20 protein-coding genes are annotated in these 19,069 nt (G+C 61.1%); 16 read left to right on the top strand and 4 right to left on the bottom strand.

From position 1 onward, the window contains the following. Positions 1 to 168: 168 nt before the first annotated feature. Together WNY80_RS14430 and WNY80_RS14435 are read left to right on the top strand one after the other, a co-directional pair. Entirely contained in the window at positions 169 to 612 is a 444-nt protein-coding gene (locus WNY80_RS14430; RefSeq protein WP_342888090.1) for an Lrp/AsnC family transcriptional regulator, read from the top strand. Between the two features lie 198 nt (positions 613 to 810). Beyond that, positions 811 to 1,059: a hypothetical protein gene (locus tag WNY80_RS14435; RefSeq protein ID WP_342888091.1), complete on the top strand. Its 249-nt coding sequence runs from the start codon at positions 811 to 813 to the stop codon at positions 1,057 to 1,059. Positions 1,060 to 1,085: 26 nt separating this feature from the next. Here the strand turns inward: WNY80_RS14435 and WNY80_RS14440 are convergent, their stop codons facing one another. Continuing rightward, complete coding sequence (locus WNY80_RS14440; RefSeq protein WP_342888092.1) at positions 1,086 to 1,859, bottom strand: MipA/OmpV family protein; 774 nt, start codon at positions 1,857 to 1,859, stop codon at positions 1,086 to 1,088. Between the two features lie 253 nt (positions 1,860 to 2,112). Between WNY80_RS14440 and WNY80_RS14445 the strand changes: the two genes are divergently transcribed. Beyond that, positions 2,113 to 2,673, top strand: coding sequence for a MaoC family dehydratase (locus tag WNY80_RS14445; protein ID WP_342888093.1), 561 nt, complete (start codon positions 2,113 to 2,115; stop codon positions 2,671 to 2,673). Then, entirely contained in the window at positions 2,670 to 3,830 is a 1,161-nt protein-coding gene (locus tag WNY80_RS14450; RefSeq protein WP_342888094.1) for a CaiB/BaiF CoA-transferase family protein, read from the top strand. The genes WNY80_RS14445 and WNY80_RS14450 overlap by 4 nt, the downstream gene beginning before the upstream one ends. Before the next feature lie 9 nt (positions 3,831 to 3,839). Here the strand turns inward: WNY80_RS14450 and WNY80_RS14455 are convergent, their stop codons facing one another. Both WNY80_RS14455 and WNY80_RS14460 read right to left on the bottom strand, forming a co-directional pair. After that, positions 3,840 to 4,676, bottom strand: a complete 837-nt coding sequence (locus tag WNY80_RS14455; protein WP_342888095.1) for an amidohydrolase — start codon at positions 4,674 to 4,676, stop codon at positions 3,840 to 3,842. Between the two features lie 87 nt (positions 4,677 to 4,763). Beyond that, the gene (locus WNY80_RS14460; RefSeq protein WP_342888096.1) at positions 4,764 to 5,546 is read right to left on the bottom strand and encodes an IclR family transcriptional regulator; all 783 of its coding nucleotides are present in this window, start codon (positions 5,544 to 5,546) and stop codon (positions 4,764 to 4,766) included. A gap of 212 nt (positions 5,547 to 5,758) precedes the next feature. Between WNY80_RS14460 and WNY80_RS14465 the strand changes: the two genes are divergently transcribed. The 11 genes from WNY80_RS14465 to WNY80_RS14515 all read left to right on the top strand — a co-directional run bounded on the left by WNY80_RS14465 (position 5,759) and on the right by WNY80_RS14515 (position 16,178). Beyond that, a complete protein-coding gene (locus tag WNY80_RS14465) occupies positions 5,759 to 7,030 on the top strand; it encodes a sugar ABC transporter substrate-binding protein (RefSeq protein WP_342888228.1) in 1,272 nt (423 codons plus the stop codon). Positions 7,031 to 7,146: 116 nt separating this feature from the next. Continuing rightward, a complete protein-coding gene (locus WNY80_RS14470; protein WP_342888097.1) occupies positions 7,147 to 8,043 on the top strand; it encodes a sugar ABC transporter permease in 897 nt (298 codons plus the stop codon). 2 nt (positions 8,044 to 8,045) lie between these two features. Further along, positions 8,046 to 8,912 carry a carbohydrate ABC transporter permease gene (locus tag WNY80_RS14475; RefSeq protein ID WP_342888098.1) on the top strand — a complete coding sequence of 289 codons (867 nt, stop codon included), beginning with the start codon at positions 8,046 to 8,048 and terminating at the stop codon, positions 8,910 to 8,912. 2 nt (positions 8,913 to 8,914) lie between these two features. Beyond that, positions 8,915 to 10,012: a sn-glycerol-3-phosphate ABC transporter ATP-binding protein UgpC gene (gene ugpC, locus WNY80_RS14480; protein ID WP_342888099.1), complete on the top strand. Its 1,098-nt coding sequence runs from the start codon at positions 8,915 to 8,917 to the stop codon at positions 10,010 to 10,012. A gap of 4 nt (positions 10,013 to 10,016) precedes the next feature. Continuing rightward, complete coding sequence (locus WNY80_RS14485; protein ID WP_342888100.1) at positions 10,017 to 11,138, top strand: mandelate racemase/muconate lactonizing enzyme family protein; 1,122 nt, start codon at positions 10,017 to 10,019, stop codon at positions 11,136 to 11,138. 3 nt (positions 11,139 to 11,141) lie between these two features. Beyond that, entirely contained in the window at positions 11,142 to 11,471 is a 330-nt protein-coding gene (locus WNY80_RS14490) for an L-rhamnose mutarotase (RefSeq protein WP_342888101.1), read from the top strand. Positions 11,472 to 11,711: 240 nt separating this feature from the next. Further along, entirely contained in the window at positions 11,712 to 12,779 is a 1,068-nt protein-coding gene (locus WNY80_RS14495) for a Gfo/Idh/MocA family oxidoreductase (RefSeq protein WP_342888102.1), read from the top strand. Then, positions 12,779 to 13,234, top strand: coding sequence for a MaoC/PaaZ C-terminal domain-containing protein (locus WNY80_RS14500; RefSeq protein ID WP_342888229.1), 456 nt, complete (start codon positions 12,779 to 12,781; stop codon positions 13,232 to 13,234). Before WNY80_RS14495 ends, WNY80_RS14500 begins: the two co-directional genes overlap by 1 nt. Positions 13,235 to 13,255: 21 nt before the next feature. After that, entirely contained in the window at positions 13,256 to 13,990 is a 735-nt protein-coding gene (locus WNY80_RS14505; protein ID WP_342888103.1) for an SDR family oxidoreductase, read from the top strand. Between the two features lie 22 nt (positions 13,991 to 14,012). Further along, positions 14,013 to 15,308, top strand: a complete 1,296-nt coding sequence (locus tag WNY80_RS14510; RefSeq protein WP_342888104.1) for an L-fuconate dehydratase — start codon at positions 14,013 to 14,015, stop codon at positions 15,306 to 15,308. 30 nt (positions 15,309 to 15,338) lie between these two features. Then, on the top strand, positions 15,339 to 16,178 hold the full coding sequence (locus WNY80_RS14515) for a fumarylacetoacetate hydrolase family protein (protein ID WP_342888105.1): 840 nt from the start codon (positions 15,339 to 15,341) through the stop codon (positions 16,176 to 16,178). Positions 16,179 to 16,224: 46 nt separating this feature from the next. Here the strand turns inward: WNY80_RS14515 and WNY80_RS14520 are convergent, their stop codons facing one another. Next, positions 16,225 to 17,232, bottom strand: coding sequence for a LacI family DNA-binding transcriptional regulator (locus WNY80_RS14520; RefSeq protein WP_342888106.1), 1,008 nt, complete (start codon positions 17,230 to 17,232; stop codon positions 16,225 to 16,227). Between the two features lie 222 nt (positions 17,233 to 17,454). Here WNY80_RS14520 and WNY80_RS14525 point away from each other — a divergent pair, with 222 nt between their 5' ends. Continuing rightward, entirely contained in the window at positions 17,455 to 19,056 is a 1,602-nt protein-coding gene (locus WNY80_RS14525; protein WP_342888230.1) for an extracellular solute-binding protein, read from the top strand. Positions 19,057 to 19,069: the final 13 nt, after the last annotated feature.

Genomic DNA, 19,069 nt, shown 5'->3' on the forward strand with positions numbered 1-19,069 from the left:
AGTGCTTGTGTCAGTCAGCTTTGCCATTTTGGCAAAGCTGATCCCGCAGCGACCATGCAGAACGCCGTCTGCTGCATCCGAAATCCGGATTTGTTTCGCTCTTTGCGAAGTTGAATCGATCGATTATGTTCAATTCGAAACACCAACTGACCAGATCGGTAGCATGCAATGTCAATATTGGACGATATCGATATTCGCCTGATCGCGGCGCTCAAGCGCGACGGACGGGCGTCGATTTCCGAACTCGCGGCGAAGCTGAAGCTGGCCCGCGCCACCGTGCGCAGCCGCATCGAGCGGCTGATGGCCAGCGGCGAGATCGCCGGCTTCACGGCTCTCACCCGCGCCGATGTGTCGGCCGCGCCGGTCCGGGCACTGACCATGATCGGCATCGAGGGCAGGGGGACGGAACGGATCATGGCCCAACTGCAGGGCATGCCGGCGGTTCAGGCGGTGCATTCGACCAATGGCCGCTGGGACCTGATTGCCGAACTGGCGACCGATACGTTGCAGGAACTTGACGACACGCTGGTCCGCATCCGTCGCTTCGAGGGGATTACCTCGAGCGAAACCAACCTTTTGCTGTCGACGCGGCGTGCATCGACCCGGCGCTGATCCTTGTCCGGGGCGCGCGGGATGCAGTTACTATTGGCTCTGCGGGATGCTGCATCCGCAACAAAGGCTGTCACGTTGGCTCTGCGAGATCACTTCAGTGCGCGCCGAACGGAACTGGAGCCGGGCTTTGGCGTTGACCGGCAAGGACGGCCTCTGTCGTTCCTTGCCATTCCCCGAGTTTGTGAAAGGATCAGCGCCATGACTCATCAGGATGTGAAAACCGACATCAGGGTAATTCTCGAAGACCCGGACATGACCGACGCAGAAAAGATTGACCGGCTTGAGCGCATGCGTGAAAGCGCCCGGGCGGAAATGCGGGCTGCAACCGAGAGCGCCATGGTCAATGATGACGATGTCGGGGATGATCTCAAGCAGCTCGATGAAGCGCTTGCACGGCTGTCAGCAGACCCGGTCTCGCCCGAGGATGGCGGTGGCGCCACCCTGTAGGCGCCACGTATTTCGGGAAAGTGGCCTTAGAAGCCGATGTCGAAGCGGCGGACAATGCCGAACGAGGCGGTGTACTGGTCTTTCGAGCCCTGCGCGGTGATCGGTGACGTGGCTGCATCGCCGGTCAGCCGCGACCAGCCTGCTCCGGCTTCGACGGCCCAGTTGTCGTCAACCTGGAAGCGCACGCCGGCTTCCAGCCCGGCACTGTACAAACCGCCCGAAGCGGTTGTTGCCGGATAGAGTGTCGATGCTTCCGCGGCGGTGACGCCGAAATAGGTGTTGGTGAACTTGGAGTTGCCGAAATTCAGCCGCGGTCCGCCGTGGAAGGTCCACTGCTCGCCTGCCTTGAAGATGATATCGGCGCCAAGTTCGGCGCGCACGCCCTTGTGGCCGCCCAGCCCCTGCCGTACCGCACCCAGAACCCTGAAATTGCCCATCTGGTACTTCGCCTTGACGCCCAGTTCGACAGCCGTGTCGATGGTGTTCAGGCCGGACAGTTCCGGTGAATCCTTTGTCGAGCGCTTGCCGATCACGTCGATCGACGGGCTTAGTGAGAAGCCCTCGTCAGAGCCGCCGCCAATGGTGAAGCCATTCGGCAGTTCCAGGCGCTTGAGCCGGAACAGCGGAACCGGTGAGAGCACCATCTTGCTGGCGCCGAAATAGCGCGGGGAAATTTTGCCTGCCGCACCCAGCTCAAACGAGATTCCCGGGCCACTTGCGTCCTGAGCCTGCGCCTGCGGGGCAAATGCGGCAGCCGCAGCCATGAACGGAAGAACGGTGAAACGAAGAGCTTTGGTCATTGGCTGGTCCCGGGGTGACGAATTACAGATTGGGTTGCAATCAACATAGTTCTTCACGGTTAACAACCCGGCATGTTGGAACAAATACAGGCTGGTTTGTCTGTTATCCGGCTAAGCCCGGTCCCAAACCCCTTTTCCAGTGACCAATAGGCATAACCCGGAGCGCGAAAGCAGCATCGCCGATGGCAAGGCCTTGCTACAGCAATCCATATGTGAATATATTATTCAAATAGGAATTTAGGGGAGGGACGTCATGGGGCCGCCATTCGAACCCACGGTCGGGGTTGCCAGCACGCACCCGCGCAATATGCCCGAGGCGCATGCGGAGCTGCCGGTATGGAATGCCGAAAACTGGTTCTATGAGGACTGGCAGCCGGACCTCCGGATCCGGTCGCTGCGCCGGACCATTGCCGAGGGCGAAAGCCACATGTTCAACACCCTCGTGGTCGACATCCACCCTTACGTGCAGGACCAGATGTTTGCCGAAAGCGAAGGCATGTTCGGTCGCCGTCTGGTTGCCGGTGCGTTCGTGTTTTCTGCAGGCCTGGGGCTGGTGGCGACGAACTGCGTCAACGCATTTTCCTATGGCTACGACAAGCTGCGCTTCATCAAGCCGGTCTTCATCGGCGAGACGATCTACACGGTGCGCACCCACCTCGACAAGAAACCGCGCTATCCGGAGATGGGCCTGATCCGCGCCAGTTATGAAGTGTTCAAGGGCGACGGCGAGCTGGTTCTCTACTGCGAGCATCTCCAGACGGTGAAATACAAAAACCCGGCCGCGTTTGCCGGCAAAACCGAAAAGACATCATGACAACAGATACCGACCTGCCACTCGCCGGCCTCGTCATTCTCGACATGAGCCAGTTTCTCTCCGGCCCCTATGCAACGTTGCGGCTTCAGGACCTCGGTGCACGGGTGATCAAGATCGAGCGGCCGGGAGCCGGTGATCTCTCCCGGTCGCTCTATCTCAGCGACACCGAGATAGGCGGCGACTCGACGATCTTTCATGCCATCAACCGCGGCAAGGAGAGCCTCGCCATCGATCTCAAGAACGAGGCCGATCTCGAGGTGCTGCGCACGCTGATCGGCAAGGTCGATGTCCTGGTGCAGAATTTCCGCCCCGGTGTCATCAAGCGGCTCGGGCTGGATTACGAGACCGTTCGCGCCATCAACCCGAAACTCGTCTATGCGTCGATTTCCGGCTATGGGGAGGAAGGCCCCTGGGTCAAGCGTCCGGGCCAGGACCTTCTCGCCCAGGCCCGCTCCGGGGTGATGTGGCTCAACGGAAACGATGGCGATGGCCCGGTTCCCATGGGCCTTGCAGTTGGAGACATGCTCGCCGGTGCGGCCACCGCGCAGGGCATCCTGGCCGCACTGGTCAAGCGCGGCATTTCAGGCCGCGGCAGCCATGTCGAGACCAGCTTGCTGGAAGCGCTGGTCGATTTCCAGTTCGAGGTTCTCACCACCTATCTCAATGACGGGCGTCGTATGCCCAAGCGCTCGGGCTTTCGCAGCGCCCACGCCTATCTCTCCGCGCCTTATGGTGTCTACGAGGTCAGCGACGGTTTTCTCGCGGTTGCCATGACGCCGATCCCGCGGCTTCGCGAGTTGCTTCAGCTCGATGCGCTGGAGCCCTATTGCGACGATCCCAAAACCTGGTTCACCGCCCGCGACGAGATCAAGCGCCTGATCGCCGACAGGCTCAAGACCAAGACGGTAGATGAGTGGCTGGCAATCCTCGAGCCGGCCGACATCTGGTGCTCGCGCGTTCTCGATTGGGATGACCTGGTCGAGAGTGAGGGGTTTGGAGTGCTCGATATGTTGCAGCGGGTCGAGCGCGAAGACGATGTATCGATCCTGACAACGCGCTCGCCGATCCGGGTCAACGGCGAACGTCCGAAAACAACCCGCGCAGCCCCCCGGGTGGGTGAACACACCGCCGCGATCAAGGCTGAATTCGGGCTTTAGCGGTCAGGCTCAGAGGTTCCAGATGCGCTGGGCGTTGCCGGAGAGCAGTTTCTGCTTCTCGGCCGCGCTGGCGCCTTGCAGCAGCGCATGCGTGGCCGCAACCCAGGCCAGCAGCCCGCCGCCGAGCGTGCAGACCGGCCAGTCGCTGCCCCATACAACCCGGTCCCAACCGAAACTGGAAATCGTGTGCTCGACCCAGGGCCGCAACGTATCGGCAACCCAGCTGTCCGGATCGGCATAGGCGACAACCCCGGAGATCTTCGCGATCACGTTTTGCCGTTTGGCAAGCTCCGTGATGTTGTCCTGCCAGGGCTGCCGTGCATCGCCCTTGATGTCGGGGACGCCGCAATGATCGAGGATGAAGGTGACCTCCGGCGCCAGGTCTGCCAGCGCCATCGCATTGGGCAGTTGGTGCGGCAGCATGCACAAATCGAAGGTGAGGCCGCTACCGGTCATGCGCTTGATGTTTTCCCTGAACAGCGGTTGCTCCGGCAATTCGTCAGGCATGACATGCAGAACCCGCCGGAAACCCTTGATCAGCGGGTTGTCGAGCTGCTGGTCGAGATAGGCCGCGAATTCCGGCTCCTCCGGCCGGCAGGAGGCGATCGCGCCGGCAATCAGGCTGTCGGGTCGCGCTGCCAGCGTACCGATGTAGTCGGTTTCGTCCTCGATCCGCTCCGGCGCCACGTCGACTTCCATGTGCAGCGTCCGCGCGATCCCGGCACGGCGCGCTTCCAGCTCGTAGGCTGCATAGGGCCAGGCCTGGTTCAGCGCGGGGACTGTCGCCAGCCAGGGATAGTCCAGGGCAGATGGGTCGACCACGTGCAGATGGGTATCGATGATCATGCGGTTTCCTCCTCGCGAGTGCCGGCTTCCCTTCGCCTGACACGATCCGGATACTCCCACAGGGAAATAAACTATTCAAATAAGAATTCAGCTTGGCAATTCGAAATCGGCGCCCGCCAGTTTCGATAGCTGCCGTGAGGTCTTGGTCAGCATCGTCTGTGTCTCCGCCATGTCGGGGGCCTGGGACGCATTGACGAGATTGATATAGGGAATTGTCAGCGCCGCGATCGCACGCCCGTCCGGGCCCAGCACCGGGGCGGAAAGATTGAACACACCGGCGGTCTGTGCACTCGGCATGATCTCGTAGCCGCGCTCGCGGATCTGGTCGAGACGCTCGAAGAACTCGCTTTCCATCGTCGGCTGCTCGCCGCTGGCGGAATACTCGTTGATCATCATCAGCCGCTCATCCTGGGAGCGGAAAGCCAGCAGCACATGGCCCGACCCGGTATCGTAAAGACTGATGTGCGAGCCGACGCGGATCGAGATTCCCCAGTAGCCAGGCGCCTCCTGCTGCGCGACCACCACCACGGAACCGCGGTCGAAAACGGCAAGCTGGTTGGCCTGCCGGGTTTCCTCCGCAAGCTCGCGCATGAACGGCGTCGCATAGGACACCAGACGGCGGACCGGGACATGCAATTGCGCCAGGCCGAACAGTTTCAGCGTCAGCGAATACCTGTCGCCGTCAAGCCGTGTCACATACCCGCGACGCACCAGCCGGTCGAGCATCCGGTAGAACTCGTTCGGACTCCGGCCCAGCCGCTTGGCGATCTCCGCCTGGGTCAGCCCGCCATCGATTTCGGCAAGCAGCTCGAGAATGTCGAGCCCCTTGTCGAGTGCGGGTGCCCGGTACCGGTCGTCGTCGGTTTCCATGCGTTTCTCCGTGAATTTCGAAATTCATATACGCATAATCGGTTCAGATAACAATGAAACATTCCCTTGACCGCTGGTGAAGATGATGTTTGTATATGAATGAACCTCTCATCTGTGAGGGTTCAAGGGGGGAGCCCCTAAAGTTTAAACGTCTCGGGAGGAGGCTCATGAACAAGCTATTGACCGGCGTATCGGCCGGTGTTGTCCTATTGATGGTCGGCGGAACTGCAATTGCCCAGGAATTGCCGGGCAAGTTCGAAGGCGTGACCATTGATGCCAAGCTCATCGGCGGTCAGCAGTATGAGAACCTCTATTCGCGCATCAGCGAATGGGAGAAGGCCACCGGCGCAACCGTCAACGTCATTTCGAAGAAGAACCATTTCGAACTCGACAAGGAAATCAAGTCCGACATCGCTGTCGGCGCGATCAATTGGTGCGTGGGATCGAACCATTCATCCTTCGCGCCTCAGTATCCCGGCATCTACACCGACCTGAATGCACTTCTGCCTGCGGCAGAAATCGATGCCTTCGTAGATGCCAACATTTCCGCGTCCACGCTTGACGGCAAGCTCGTCATGCTGCCGCGCGCGCAGTTCGATGTTTCCGCGATGTATTACCAGAAGAGCCTTTTCGCGGACGAAGACAACAAGGCCAGGTTCAAGGAAAAATACGGCTATGAGCTGACTCCGCCGGACACCTGGGAACAGGTGACCGACCAGGCCATGTTCTTTGCCAACCCGCCGGATTTCTACGGCACCCAGTATGCGGGCAAGGAAGAGGCCATCAACGGTCGCTTCTACGAAATGCTGCTTGCCGAAGGTGGTGAGTATCTCGCCGCCGATGGCAGCCCGGCCTTCAATTCTGAAGCCGGTGTGCGCGCCCTCGACTGGTTCGTCAATCTCTACAAGGCGAAGGCGGTTCCGGCCGGAACCACCAACTATCTCTGGGACGATCTCGGCCAGGGCTTTGCTTCCGGCACCGTCGCGCTCAATCTTGACTGGCCAGGCTGGGCCGGGTTCTTCAATGACCCAGCCTCATCCAAGGTTGCCGGCAATGTCGGCGTCGTCGCGCCGCCCAAGGGATCGTCCGGTGCACGCACCGGCTGGTCGGGTCATCACGGCTTCTCGGTTACCGAGAGCTGCGAAAACAAGGAAGCCGCGGCCTCTCTCGTCTGGTTCCTCACCAATGAGGACAGCCAGAAGCTGGAAGCCGGCGCAGGCCCGTTGCCAACCCGCGATGCCGTCTGGACCTGGGTGATCGAACAGGCCAAGGACGACCCGTATCGCAAGGAAGTGCTCGAAGCCTTCCAGGAAGCAGCCAAGGGCGCTTACCCGGTTCCCCAGTCACCGTCCTGGATCGAGATTTCCAATGCGGTCTATCCGGAATTGCAGGCTGCAATTCTCGGCGACAAGACGTCCCAACAGGCGCTTGACGATGCTGCGGCGAAAGCCCGGGCCATTCTCGAGGACGCCGGAGAGCTGTAACAGCCTCCTCCCGGAGGGGGCGCGGCAACTTCCGCGCCCTTCTTCCGATCACATGTGCGTAGCCGCCAGGCGGATGCGCTATGATTGTTCCCGATACTGTTTGCTGTGAGGATACGATGAGAGGCTGGAAGCCTGCGCCGCATGTACTGCTGCTTTTGCCGGCCTTTGTCGTGCTGGCGGCGGTGGTGGTCGTGCCGCTGTTGCTGTCGCTCTATTCGAGTTTTACGCCCTTCCGGCTGACCCGGCCGGATACGATCTACACCTTCATCGGTTTCCGCAATTACCAGCGCCTGTTCGCTGATCGCGAATTCTGGGTGGCTTTCGGTCGCACCGTTCTGCTGCTGACCATTGCACTCAACCTGGAAATGGTGCTGGGCCTGTTCCTGGCGCTGCTGGTCGAAAAGGCCACGCGGGGCCAGCGCCTGCTGCGCACCATCATGATGTTTCCGATGATGTTCTCGCCGATCCTGGTCGGCTTCCAGTTCAAGTTCATGTTCAATGACAATATCGGGCTGGTGAACAACGCGCTGCAATCGCTTGGCCTGACCGATCGCGCCATTCCCTGGTTGATCGACGGGCAACTCGCCTTCACGTCGATCCTGATCGCGGAAGTCTGGTCATCAACCTCGGTGTTCGCCATCTTCATCCTGGCCGGCCTGATGGCCATGCCGAAGGAACCGCTGGAGGCGGCGAAGGTCGACGGCTGCACGCCGATGCAGAGTTTCCGTTATGTCACATGGCCGTTCATCATGCCGTTTGCCTATATCGCCATGACCATCCGGTCGCTCGACATCGCCCGGGCCTATGACATCGTCAAGATCATGACCGATGGCGGCCCGGCCAAGCGCACCGAGATCCTTTGGACGCTGATCTCGCGCACCGCCTATTCGGATGCCCGCATGGGGCTTGCCAATGCGATGGCCTATGTCGCCATCTTCCTGTCGATCCTGTTTACGATCCTGTTCTTCAGGCAGCTTGCAAAAGCCCGCCAGCAGATCGGGGCGGAGTGGTGATCATGAACGAGAACCAGTCAAATCGTCTCAAGCAGCGCCTGCTCAAGATAGGCCATCTCGTCGGCCTGTTCATCGCCATGGCGATCATCTGCCTGCCGGGGTTTTGGATCGTGCTGTCCTCGCTCCGGCCCACCGTCGAGATCATGGCCAAGCCGCCGGTCTGGATCCCGCAAAGCCTGTCGTTCGATGCCTACATCGCGATGTTCTCAGGTGTCGGGCAGGGCGGCATCCCGGTGCTCGACTATTTCCGCAACTCGATCATCGTCTCGGTCACCTCGACCGTCATTGCGCTGATGATCGGCCTGGCCGGCGGCTATGCTTTTGCCCGTTACCGGTTCCGTGGCAAGTCCGCGATCTTCCTCGGCTTCATGCTGACCCGCACGGTGCCCGGCATCGCGCTGTCGCTGCCGCTGTTCTTCGTCTTTGCCCGGCTTGGCATCATCGACACCCATTTCGGGCTGATCATTGCCTATGTCGCTCTCAACGTGCCGTTCACCGTCTGGTTGATTGACGGCTTCTTCCGCCAGGTTCCGCGCGATCTCGCCGAAGCCGCGCAGATCGACGGCTGCACCCGCTGGCAGGCTTTCTGGCAGGTCGAGTTTCCGCTGGCCCGTTCCGGCATCGCCTCGGCCGGTATCTTTGCCTTCCTGATCTCCTGGAACGAGTTCGCGCTGGCCTCGCAGCTTACACGCTCGACAAACTCCAAGACGCTGCCGGTCGGCCTGCTCGATTACACCGCCGAATTCACCATCGACTGGCGCGGCATGTGCGCTCTCGCCGTGGTGATGATCGTTCCGGCGCTGACCCTCACCTTCATTGTCCAGAAACACCTCGTGTCCGGTCTGACCTCCGGCGCTGTCAAGGGATAGTCATGGCTACCGTTTCGCTCAAGAACCTCGTCAAGAAATATGGCAGCCTCGAGGTTGTCCACGCCATCAACCTCGATGTCGCCGACCGCGAATTCGTCGCCCTTGTCGGGCCGTCGGGCTGCGGCAAGTCGACCACGCTCAGGATGATCGCCGGCCTTGAACCCATCAGCGGAGGCCACATCCATATCGGCGACCGCGAGGTCAACAACCTGCCGCCGCGCCAGCGCAATATCTCGATGGTGTTCCAGTCCTACGCGCTCTACCCGCACATGACGGTGGCGGAAAACATGGGCTTCTCGCTCAAGATCGCCGGCCGGTCGCAGGCCGAGATCGCCAGCGCTGTTGCCGATGCCGCCAAGACGCTCGGGCTTGAGGAATTGCTCGAGCGCCGCCCGTCGCAACTCTCGGGCGGGCAGCGCCAGCGCGTCGCCATGGGCCGGGCGATCGTGCGCCATCCAGATGTGTTCCTGTTCGACGAGCCGCTCTCCAACCTCGACGCGAAACTGCGCATGCAGATGCGCACCGAGATCAAGAAGCTCCACGCCAAGGTCCAGTCGACGGTTATCTACGTGACCCACGACCAGGTCGAGGCCATGACGCTGGCCGACCGGATCGTCATCATGCGCGACGGCCATATCGAGCAGGTCGGGCCGCCCGAGGAAGTGTTCCGCCGTCCTGAGACGCGGTTTGTCGCTGGCTTCATCGGTTCTCCGACCATGAACCTGCATGATGCGGTCGTCAGCGACGGCAGGCTGATTTTCACCAATGGCGACACCCTGCCATTGCCGCGGCAGTTTCGCGATCGCGTGACCGCGGGTCAGAAAGTGATCTTTGGTCTGCGGCCCGATGATGTCTATCCGACCGGTCACGGCATTCACTCCGGCGAGGCCGCGGAAGTCCACGCGGTTGACGTGCCGGTATCGCTGACCGAGCCGCTCGGCAACGAGACCCTTGTGTTTGCCGAGTTCGCCGGCCGCGACTGGATTTCGCGGATGCTCAATCCCAAGACCCTGCGCATGGGCGACCGGATCAATTTGAGTTTTGACCTGAGCCAGTCGCATCTCTTCGATGCGGCGACTGAAAAGAGCTTGAGGAGTTGAGACGATGGCGCGTATCGAAAAAGTCGAACTGCGCATGGTTGACCTCAAGCCGAAGGTCAAGCGCACCGACGCGATCCAGAGCTTTGTCAGCCAGGAAACCCCGATTGTCACCATCACCGATTCCGATGGCGCCACCGGCACCGGCTACAGCTACACCATCGGTACCGGCGGTTCGTCAGTCATGCGGCTCATCGCCGACCATCTGGCACCACGGCTGATCGGCCGCGATGCCGACATGATCGAGGCGATCTGGCACGATCTCGAGTTCGCCACCCACGCCACCACCATCGGCGCCATCACCGCAATCGCGCTTGCCGCCATCGACACCGCTTTGTGGGACTTGCGTGCCCGCAAGCAGGCGTTGCCGCTTTGGAAGCTGGCCGGCGGCGCCAAGGAAAAGTGCCCGCTCTACACCACCGAGGGCGGCTGGCTGCACATCGAGACGCAAGCGCTGGTCGACGATGCCGTCGAGGCCAAATCCAGGGGCTTTCTCGGCTCCAAGGTCAAGATCGGCCGCCCGCATGGCTCGGAAGACCATGCCCGTCTGTCTGCCGTCCGCGCCGCGGTTGGCGACGGCTACGAGATCATGACCGACTGCAACCAAGGCTTCACCCTCGACGAGGCGGTCCGCCGCGCCGACAGGTTGCGCGAACTGGATCTGGCCTGGATTGAAGAACCGCTTCCCGCCGATGACATCGACGGGCATGTCCGCCTGTCGCGTTCAACCTCGACACCGATCGGGGTTGGGGAATCGATGTATTCGATCCGTCATTTCCGTGAATACATGCAGAAGGGCGCCTGTTCGATCGTGCAGGTTGATGTCGGCCGCATCGGCGGCATCACGCCCTGGCTGAAAGTGGCACACGCGGCCGAGGCATTCGATATCCCGGTCTGTCCGCACTTCCTGATGGAGCTGCATGTCAGCCTCACCTGCGCCGTGCCGAACGGCAAGTATGTCGAATACATTCCGCAACTCGACGAGCTGACGTCCAGCCGCATGCGGATTGAGAACGGCCATGCCTACGCGCCGCTCGAACCGGGCATCGGCATCGACTGGGACTGGGATGCGCTGCGTGCCAGGAGCATCGCCGAATTCACCACCGTGATCACCAAGGCGGAGGGCTGAGCCATGCAGCGGATGGGAATGGTCATCGGTCTGAAGCCGGAAAAGATCGCCGAGTACAAGCGTCTGCACGCCGCCGTCTGGCCCGAGATCCTCGACATGATCTCGAAGTGCAACATCCGCAATTACTCGATCTTTCTGAAAGAGCCGGAAAACCTGCTGTTTGGTTATTGGGAATACCACGGCACCGATTTCGAGGCCGACGCAGCGAAGATGGCCGCGGACCCGAAGACGCAGGAATGGTGGGATATCTGCATGCCTTGCCAGCAGCCGCTGGAAACGCGGAAAGACGGTGAGTGGTGGGCAATGATGGAGGAGGTCTTCCATCATGACTGAGGATATTGATTTGGGGAGAATTTATGCCCCCTCACCAACTTCGGCCAAGGGCTGGCTTGGCTCGCCCCGCCTTCGTATCCTCTCCCACAAGGGGAGTGGCAAGTCCCCAGCGCGATTGTCCTCTAGGCGACCTCTCCCCTCGTGGGAGAGGATAGCAAGCCCGCATGCGACGCAGTCGAATGCCTGGGCGCGCTTGGTGAGGGGGAGTCTGAGTTGCTGGCTGTCTGAGGAATGCACTCCATGACTTTCGATCCCACAAGTCTGCAGCAATCCTGGCCAGCGCCGTCAGATCCGAGGCCCATCGTGACCTTCGGCGCCGGATCGATTGTCGGCGATGCGCATTTTCCCGCTTACCGCAAGGCAGGTTTTCCGGTTGCCGGCCTTTACGATCCCGATATCGAAAAGGCGCAAAAGCTCGCCGCCGAATGGGGCGTGACGGCTTATGCCACGGCGGAAGAGGCGGCAGTTGTTCCCGGCGCGGTGTTTGATCTGGCTACGCCGCCCAACGTCCATGCTTCCGTCTTGCGCCTGTTGCCCGATGGTGCGGCCGTGCTGATCCAGAAGCCGATGGGCAGTGACTTGGCCGCGGCAACGGAAATCCTGACCATCTGCCGCCAGAAGAACCTCAAGGCGGCGGTCAATTTCCAGCTGCGCTTCGCGCCGATGATGCTGGCGCTGAAAGATGCGATTGCCAAGGGCTGGCTCGGTGAGGTTGTCGATTTCGATGCCTGGCTGGCGCTGGCCACACCGTGGCAGTTGTGGCCCTTCCTCAAGGGACTGCCCCGCATCGAGATCGCCATGCACTCGATCCATTATCTGGACCTGATCCGGCAATTGCTCGGCGATCCTGCCGGCGTCCATGCCAAATCCATCGGCCACCCCAATCACGACGTTGCCCAGACCCGCACCAGCGCCATCCTCGATTACGGCAGCAAGGTCCGGTGTGCGCTGTCGATCAACCACGATCATGATTTCGGCCGCAGGCACCAGGCTTGCGAATTCCGCATCTGCGGCACCGAGGGGGCTGCCTATCTGCAACTCGGCGTCAATCTCGATTATCCGCGCGGAGAGCCCGACATCCTCGAAATCCGCCCCAGGGGCAGCGAGGAATGGATCGCGGTGCCGCTGAAAGGCGCCTGGTTCCCCGATGCCTTTGTCGGCCGGATGGCCAACCTGCAACGCTTCGCCGCTGGAGAGGACGCCGAGTTGGTCAGCTCCGTCGAGGATGCCTGGAACACCATGGCGCTGGTTGAGGCGGCCTACCAGTCATCGGCCGCCCCCGCGACACAGCTGCAAAAGAGACCCTGATCATGGAACAGACCACCTATTTCGAAGACTACGAGATCGGCAGCCAGCGCACCACCTACGGGCGCACCATCACCGAGACCGATTTCGTTGTTCATGCCGGCCATACCGGAGATTTTTTCCCGCATCACATGGACGCCGAGTTCATGAAGACGCAACCCTTCGGCCAGCGCATTGCCCACGGCACCATGGTGTTTTCCATCGGGGTCGGACTGACGGCGAGCGTCATCAACCCGGTGGCGTTTTCCTATGGCTATGACCGGCTCCGCTTTGTCAGGCCGGTGTTTATCGGCGACACCATCCACACCCGCACCACCATCTCCGCCAAGGAAGATGATCCGAAGCGCGCGGATATGGGCCGGGTGGTCGAGCGCACCGAAGTCGTCAACCAGAACGGCGACGTGGTGCTGGCCGCCGATCACATCTATATCGTTGAACGCAAGAACAAGCCCGCCTGAGCGGCAATCAATGGAGACATCATGGCAGACTGGGTCAAGGAAAAGACGGTACTCGTAACAGCAGCAGGGCAGGGCATCGGACGCGCAACCGCGCTCGCCTTTGCAGCAGCCGGCGCGCGCGTCATCGCCACCGATATCAATGAGAAGACGCTATCCGAACTGGCGGGCGAGAGCGGCATCGAAACCCGCCGGCTCGACGTTCTGAACGCTGCCGACATTGAAGCCACCGTGGCCGCCATCGGGCCTGTCGATGTGCTCTTCAACGGCGCAGGCTTCGTTCATTCGGGCTCGATCCTGGAGATGCCCGACGAAGACTTCGAGTTCGCGCTCGATCTCAATGTCCGCTCGATGATCCGCACCATCCGCGCGGTATTGCCGGCAATGATCGAACGCGGTGGCGGAGCCATCATCAACATGTCGTCGGTGGCAAGCTCGATCAAGGGCGTCCCCAACCGCTTCGCCTACTCCACCACCAAGGCTGCCGTTGTCGGCCTGACCAAGTCGGTTGCCGCCGATTATGTCGGCCAGGGCATCCGCTGCAACGCCATCTGCCCCGGCACGGTCGAGAGCCCGTCGCTGCAGGAGCGCATGCGCGCCCAGGGAGATTACGAGGCGGCCCGCGCCGCCTTCATCGCCCGCCAGCCAATGGGCCGGCTGGGAGCGCCGGAAGAAATCGCCGATCTCGCGGTCTATCTCGCCAACGCGACCTACACCACGGGCCAGGCCTGCGCCATCGACGGCGGCTGGACCATCTGACGACCAAATCAGGATCAAAACCGTGACCAAAATCACCGGCCTCGAGACCCATGATCTCAGGTTCCCGACATCGCTGAGCCTCGACGGCTCCGACGCGATGAATCCGGACCCGGATTATTCGGCAGCCTATGTCGTCCTGCACACCGACGCCGCAGGGCTTCAAGGTCACGGCCTGACATTCACCATCGGTCGCGGCAATGAAATCTGCTGTGCCGCGATCGAGGCCATGCGCCATCTCGTCGTCGGGCTGGATCTCGCCTGGATCAGCGAAGATCCGGGCCGGTTCTGGCGGCATGTGACATCGGACAGCCAGTTGCGCTGGATCGGACCCGACAAGGGCGCCATCCATCTGGCAACCGGTGCCGTGGTCAATGCCGTCTGGGACCTGCTTGCAAAGCAGGCCGGCAAGCCGGTCTGGCGACTGGTCGCGGACATGTGCCCCGAAGAGATCGTGTCCATCATTGATTTTCGCTACCTCACCGATGCGATCACCCACGACGAGGCGCTGGAAATACTCAAGCGCGCCGAACCCGGCAAGGCCGGGCGCATCGCCCGGCTCGAGGAGGCCGGTTACCCCTGCTACACCACATCTGCTGGCTGGCTTGGTTACCCCGACGACAAGCTCCGCCGCCTGTGCCGGCAAGCGGTGGATGCCGGCTACAATCACGTCAAGCTCAAGGTCGGGCGCGATCTCGAAGACGACATTCGCCGCCTGAGGATTGCGCGCGAGGAACTCGGTCCGGACCGGTATCTGATGATCGATGCCAATCAGGTCTGGGAAGTCGGCCAGGCCATCGACTGGATGAAGGAACTGGCGTTTGCCAAGCCGTTCTTCATCGAGGAACCCACCAGCCCGGACGATATCGCCGGCCACAAGCGCATCCGCGAGGCAATTGCCCCGGTCAAGGTGGCGACCGGCGAGATGTGTCAGAATCGCATCATCTTCAAGCAGATGATCATGGGCGGCGCCATTGACGTGGTGCAGATCGACGCCTGCCGCATGGGCGGGTTGAACGAGGTGCTGGCTGTTTTGCTGATGGCGGCGAAGTACGGTTTGCCGGTCTGGCCGCATGCTGGCGGTGTTGGCCTGTGCGAGTATGTCCAGCATCTCTCGATGATTGATTTTGTCGCGATATCCGGCACAATGGATGGGCGCGTGATCGAGTATGTCGATCATCTACATGAGCATTTCATCGATCCATGCGTCATCCGCAACGCGGCCTATATGCCGCCCGCATCCCCCGGTTTCTCCATCGAGATGAAACCGTCGTCCATAAAGCAATATACATTTACGCCGTCACAGACTGCGGTCGCCTGACCGGCCAACCAGACACAAGGAACAAACATCATGAAACTGCTTCGCGTTGGTGCTCCCGGACAGGAAAAGCCTGCCATTCTCGATGCCAATGGCAAGGCCCGCGATCTCTCGTCCGTGGTTGATGACATCGCCGGCGCAGCACTTCTGCCCGATAGCCTGGCAAAGATTGCCGCGATTGATCCCGCCACACTGCCGGAGCTGGCCACGGATCGCATCGGTCCCTGTGTCGGCCAGGTCGGCAAGTTCATCTGCATCGGCCTCAACTATTCCGACCATGCCGCCGAAACCGGCGCTGAAGTTCCCAAGGAGCCGGTTATCTTCATGAAGGCGACCAGCGCCATCTGCGGCCCCAATGACACGGTTCTCATCCCCCGCAAGTCGGTCAAGACCGACTGGGAGGTCGAGCTCGGCGTCATCATCGGCAAGGGTGGCGTCTATATCGACGAAGCTGATGCAATGGACCATGTCGCCGGCTATTGCGTCATCAATGACGTCTCGGAACGCGAGTTCCAGATCGAACGCAGCGGCACCTGGGACAAGGGCAAGGGCTGCGACACCTTCGGCCCGATTGGCCCCTGGCTGGTCACCCGCGATGAAGTCGCAGACCCGCAGAACCTCAAGATGTGGCTCGAAGTCGACGGTCACCGCTACCAGGACGGCTCCACCAGGACCATGGTGTTCGGCGTGCAGCACCTGGTCCACTATGTCAGCCAGTTCATGAGCCTGCAGCCCGGCGACGTGATCTCCACCGGCACCCCTCCCGGCGTCGGCATGGGGCAGAAGCCGCAGACTTACCTCAAGGGCGGCGAGACCATTGAACTCGGCATAGAAGGACTGGGCCAGCAGCGCCAGACCGTCGGCAAGGCCTGACACTGGATGATGAGCACTCCGCGCGTCCTGCTGGATGCGCGGAGCCTTAAAATGTCGGAATGTTTTCGCGGAAGATCACCTGCAGGCGCGGCAGGTATTCCGGCTCCTTCGACCCCCGCACCGCCGATACCAGAAGCTTGACCGCTTCGCGGGCTTCCACCCGCGGGTTCTGGTCAATCACCGCGTCCATGGTCCGGTCGAGCAGCATCATCCGGGTCGCATCGGTCAGGTCGTGACCGATGAAAACCACCTCGCGTCCCTGCTGCGCCTCGCGAAGCGCCCGCCCAATGCCCTGGTTGCCCGACCCGATATTGTAGATGCCCTTGATCGATTTCGATTTCAGCAGGCGCCGTGCGGCATCATAGGCCCGGTCCCGGTCTTCGCTCACCGGGATGATTTCATCGATCTTGAGAAGCGGAAAATCCTGCGCCAGGATCGACCGGTAGCCCATCTCCCGCTCTTCATGGCCGCGATAGGCGGACGAGCCGATGAAAATGGCGGTGCCATGTTCCTGCCCGTCGCCGAGAAAGCGGCCCATCAGCAGGCCGGCCAGCCGCCCGGCGGCCCGGTTGTCGATCCCGACATAGCCGATCTTGTTGACCGACGAGATGTCCGAGACAAGCGTCGCCACGCGGATGCCGGTGGAGGCGAGATGGTTGATCGCCTCGCGTACGATCGGGTGATCGAGCGCCACCAGTGCCACGGCGTCGGTTTTGCCTTCGAGTTCCCTGAGCTTCTGCGACAGGGTTTCCGGGTCGAAAGCCTCGATCAGGTGCAGGCTGGCGTTGATCCCGCCATAGGCCGCAGCCTCTTCGAACAGGAACTTGCGCAACATCAGCATGAATGTGTTGTTGCCGGCAGGCAGCAAAAACTCCATGCGGATCTCCTGCCTGGTCTCGCTTGCCACCGGCCCGAAATACCCAAGCCGGGTCGCCACCTCCATGACGATGTCGCGTGTGCGCGCCCTCACACCCTCGCGTCCATTGAGGACACGGTCGACCGTGGCAGGGGAAACGCCGGCTTCCTTGGCGATATGTGAAACTGTTGATCGCATGTCGAATCCATCTTTTGGTGGAAATGATGACCTGAAATAACATCAAAAACAATCATTTTTGTTTGAATGCTTATAAACTGTCTCGGAATGGCGTTAAAAGGCGTCAATTGAGGTGAAATGATGGAAAATGATTTATAATGCTGATTGCGGCAAGGGCAGAAAGCATCAATTCTCCTCTCCGAAGGCGCTGAGGAACGTCGTTTTGGGAGGAATATCATGAGCATGTCTAACGCAATTTCGCGGCGGCGATTTTTATCGACCGCAGCAAACGCAGGGTTGGTTTCGGCCGTTTCTGCGCCGCTTTATCTTCGCCCCGGCCGGGCCCGTGCAGCCGATGGACTGGCTGAGGGTATGGTTGGCGGTCCGACCGGATTTGATGGCGCAGAGCGCTACCAGTACGGTCCCGACACCCCGGAAGCCCGCGCCGTCGAGGCGGTCAAGGCGCTCAAGGGCGCAGGCAAGGCGCCGGACCGGATCGTGCTCGGCCTGTCCGATGGCTCCATCGGTCAGCTGACCCAGCCATTCCCGGCAGGCGCACCTTCGATCAAGGAACTCTGGGAGGCCGAGACCGGCATCACGCTTGATATTGTCGGCGTACCCAACGGCCAGGAATTCACCAAGGTAATGCAGGACGTTTCCACCAAGGGTGGCGCGTTCGACATCTATGCCGTCGAATGGAACCGCTTGGGCGATCTCGCCGAAACCGGCGGCATCGTTAATCTCGATGAATATGTCGCGGCACACCGTCCCGAGTGGGACAATGCCGAGCGCGGCTATGTCGGCGGCGAGCAGGGCGTTTCGCTGCTCAACAATTACCGCGGCTCCACCTACGGCGTTTCGCTTGATGGCGATTTCCAGATCTGGAACCACCGCACCGACCTGTTCTCCGATCCCGCCGAGCAGAAGGCATTTGCCGACAAGCACGGTTATGAACTGGCGCCGCCGAAGACCTGGAAGCAGCATGATGAGATCGCTGCCTTCTTCCATCGTCCCGACAAGGGCCTGTTCGGCTCGACCGATTTGCGCAACCAGGGCTGGGGTTACACCAACTGGTATCAGCGCTTCGTCTCGATGGCGTCACCCAACCAGTTCCTGTTCGGCGATGACGGCAGTGCGCTGATCAATTCGGAAGCCGGCGTGCTTGCCACCAGGGAATATGTGGACTCGCTGGCGCATCACTCGCCCGACGCCATCTCCTGGGGCTGGCCCGAGCAATATGGCAACTTCGCCTCTGGCGGTGCTGCCATGACCTGCGCCTTCTCCAACCTGCCGAAATTCCTGGACAATGCCGCCAATGATGGCAGCAAGGTCACCGGCAAGGTCGGCTCGCATCTGCCGCCCGGCCGCGAGGTCGATGGCGCCCTGATCCGGCGGACCGTGCTCTGGCTCAACCTGTCGGCATCGGTCTCTTCGCAGAGCAAGTATCCTGAAGCGAGCTACCTGCTGCTGCAGTGGCTGGGATCGAGCCGGATCTACTCTTGGATGACGGCAAACCCGGGCGGATATTTCGACCCGTTCCAGCTGTCGAACTTCGCCGATCCGCTGGTGCGCGAGACCTATCACGACTACCACATGGATGTGGTGCGCGAGAGCGTTGCCCGCACGGTTCCGACGATCAACTATCCAGGTGCGACAGCGTTCCACAATGCGCTCGACGAAAACCTCGTCGCCGCGCTGACCGGCGCCAAGTCAGCCGAAAAGGCGATGGCCGACACCGAGAAGCAGTGGAAGCGCGTCGCCCGCCGCATCGGCGAGGACAAGCTGGTCGAGGCCATCAAGGCCAACAAGGCAGCCTGGCCGACAATCACCGATCCGATCGGATAATCCAAACTCTCCC

It is taken from the genome of Hoeflea sp. AS16, from assembly GCF_038900095.1.
Taxonomy (GTDB): Bacteria; Pseudomonadota; Alphaproteobacteria; order Rhizobiales; family Rhizobiaceae; genus Hoeflea.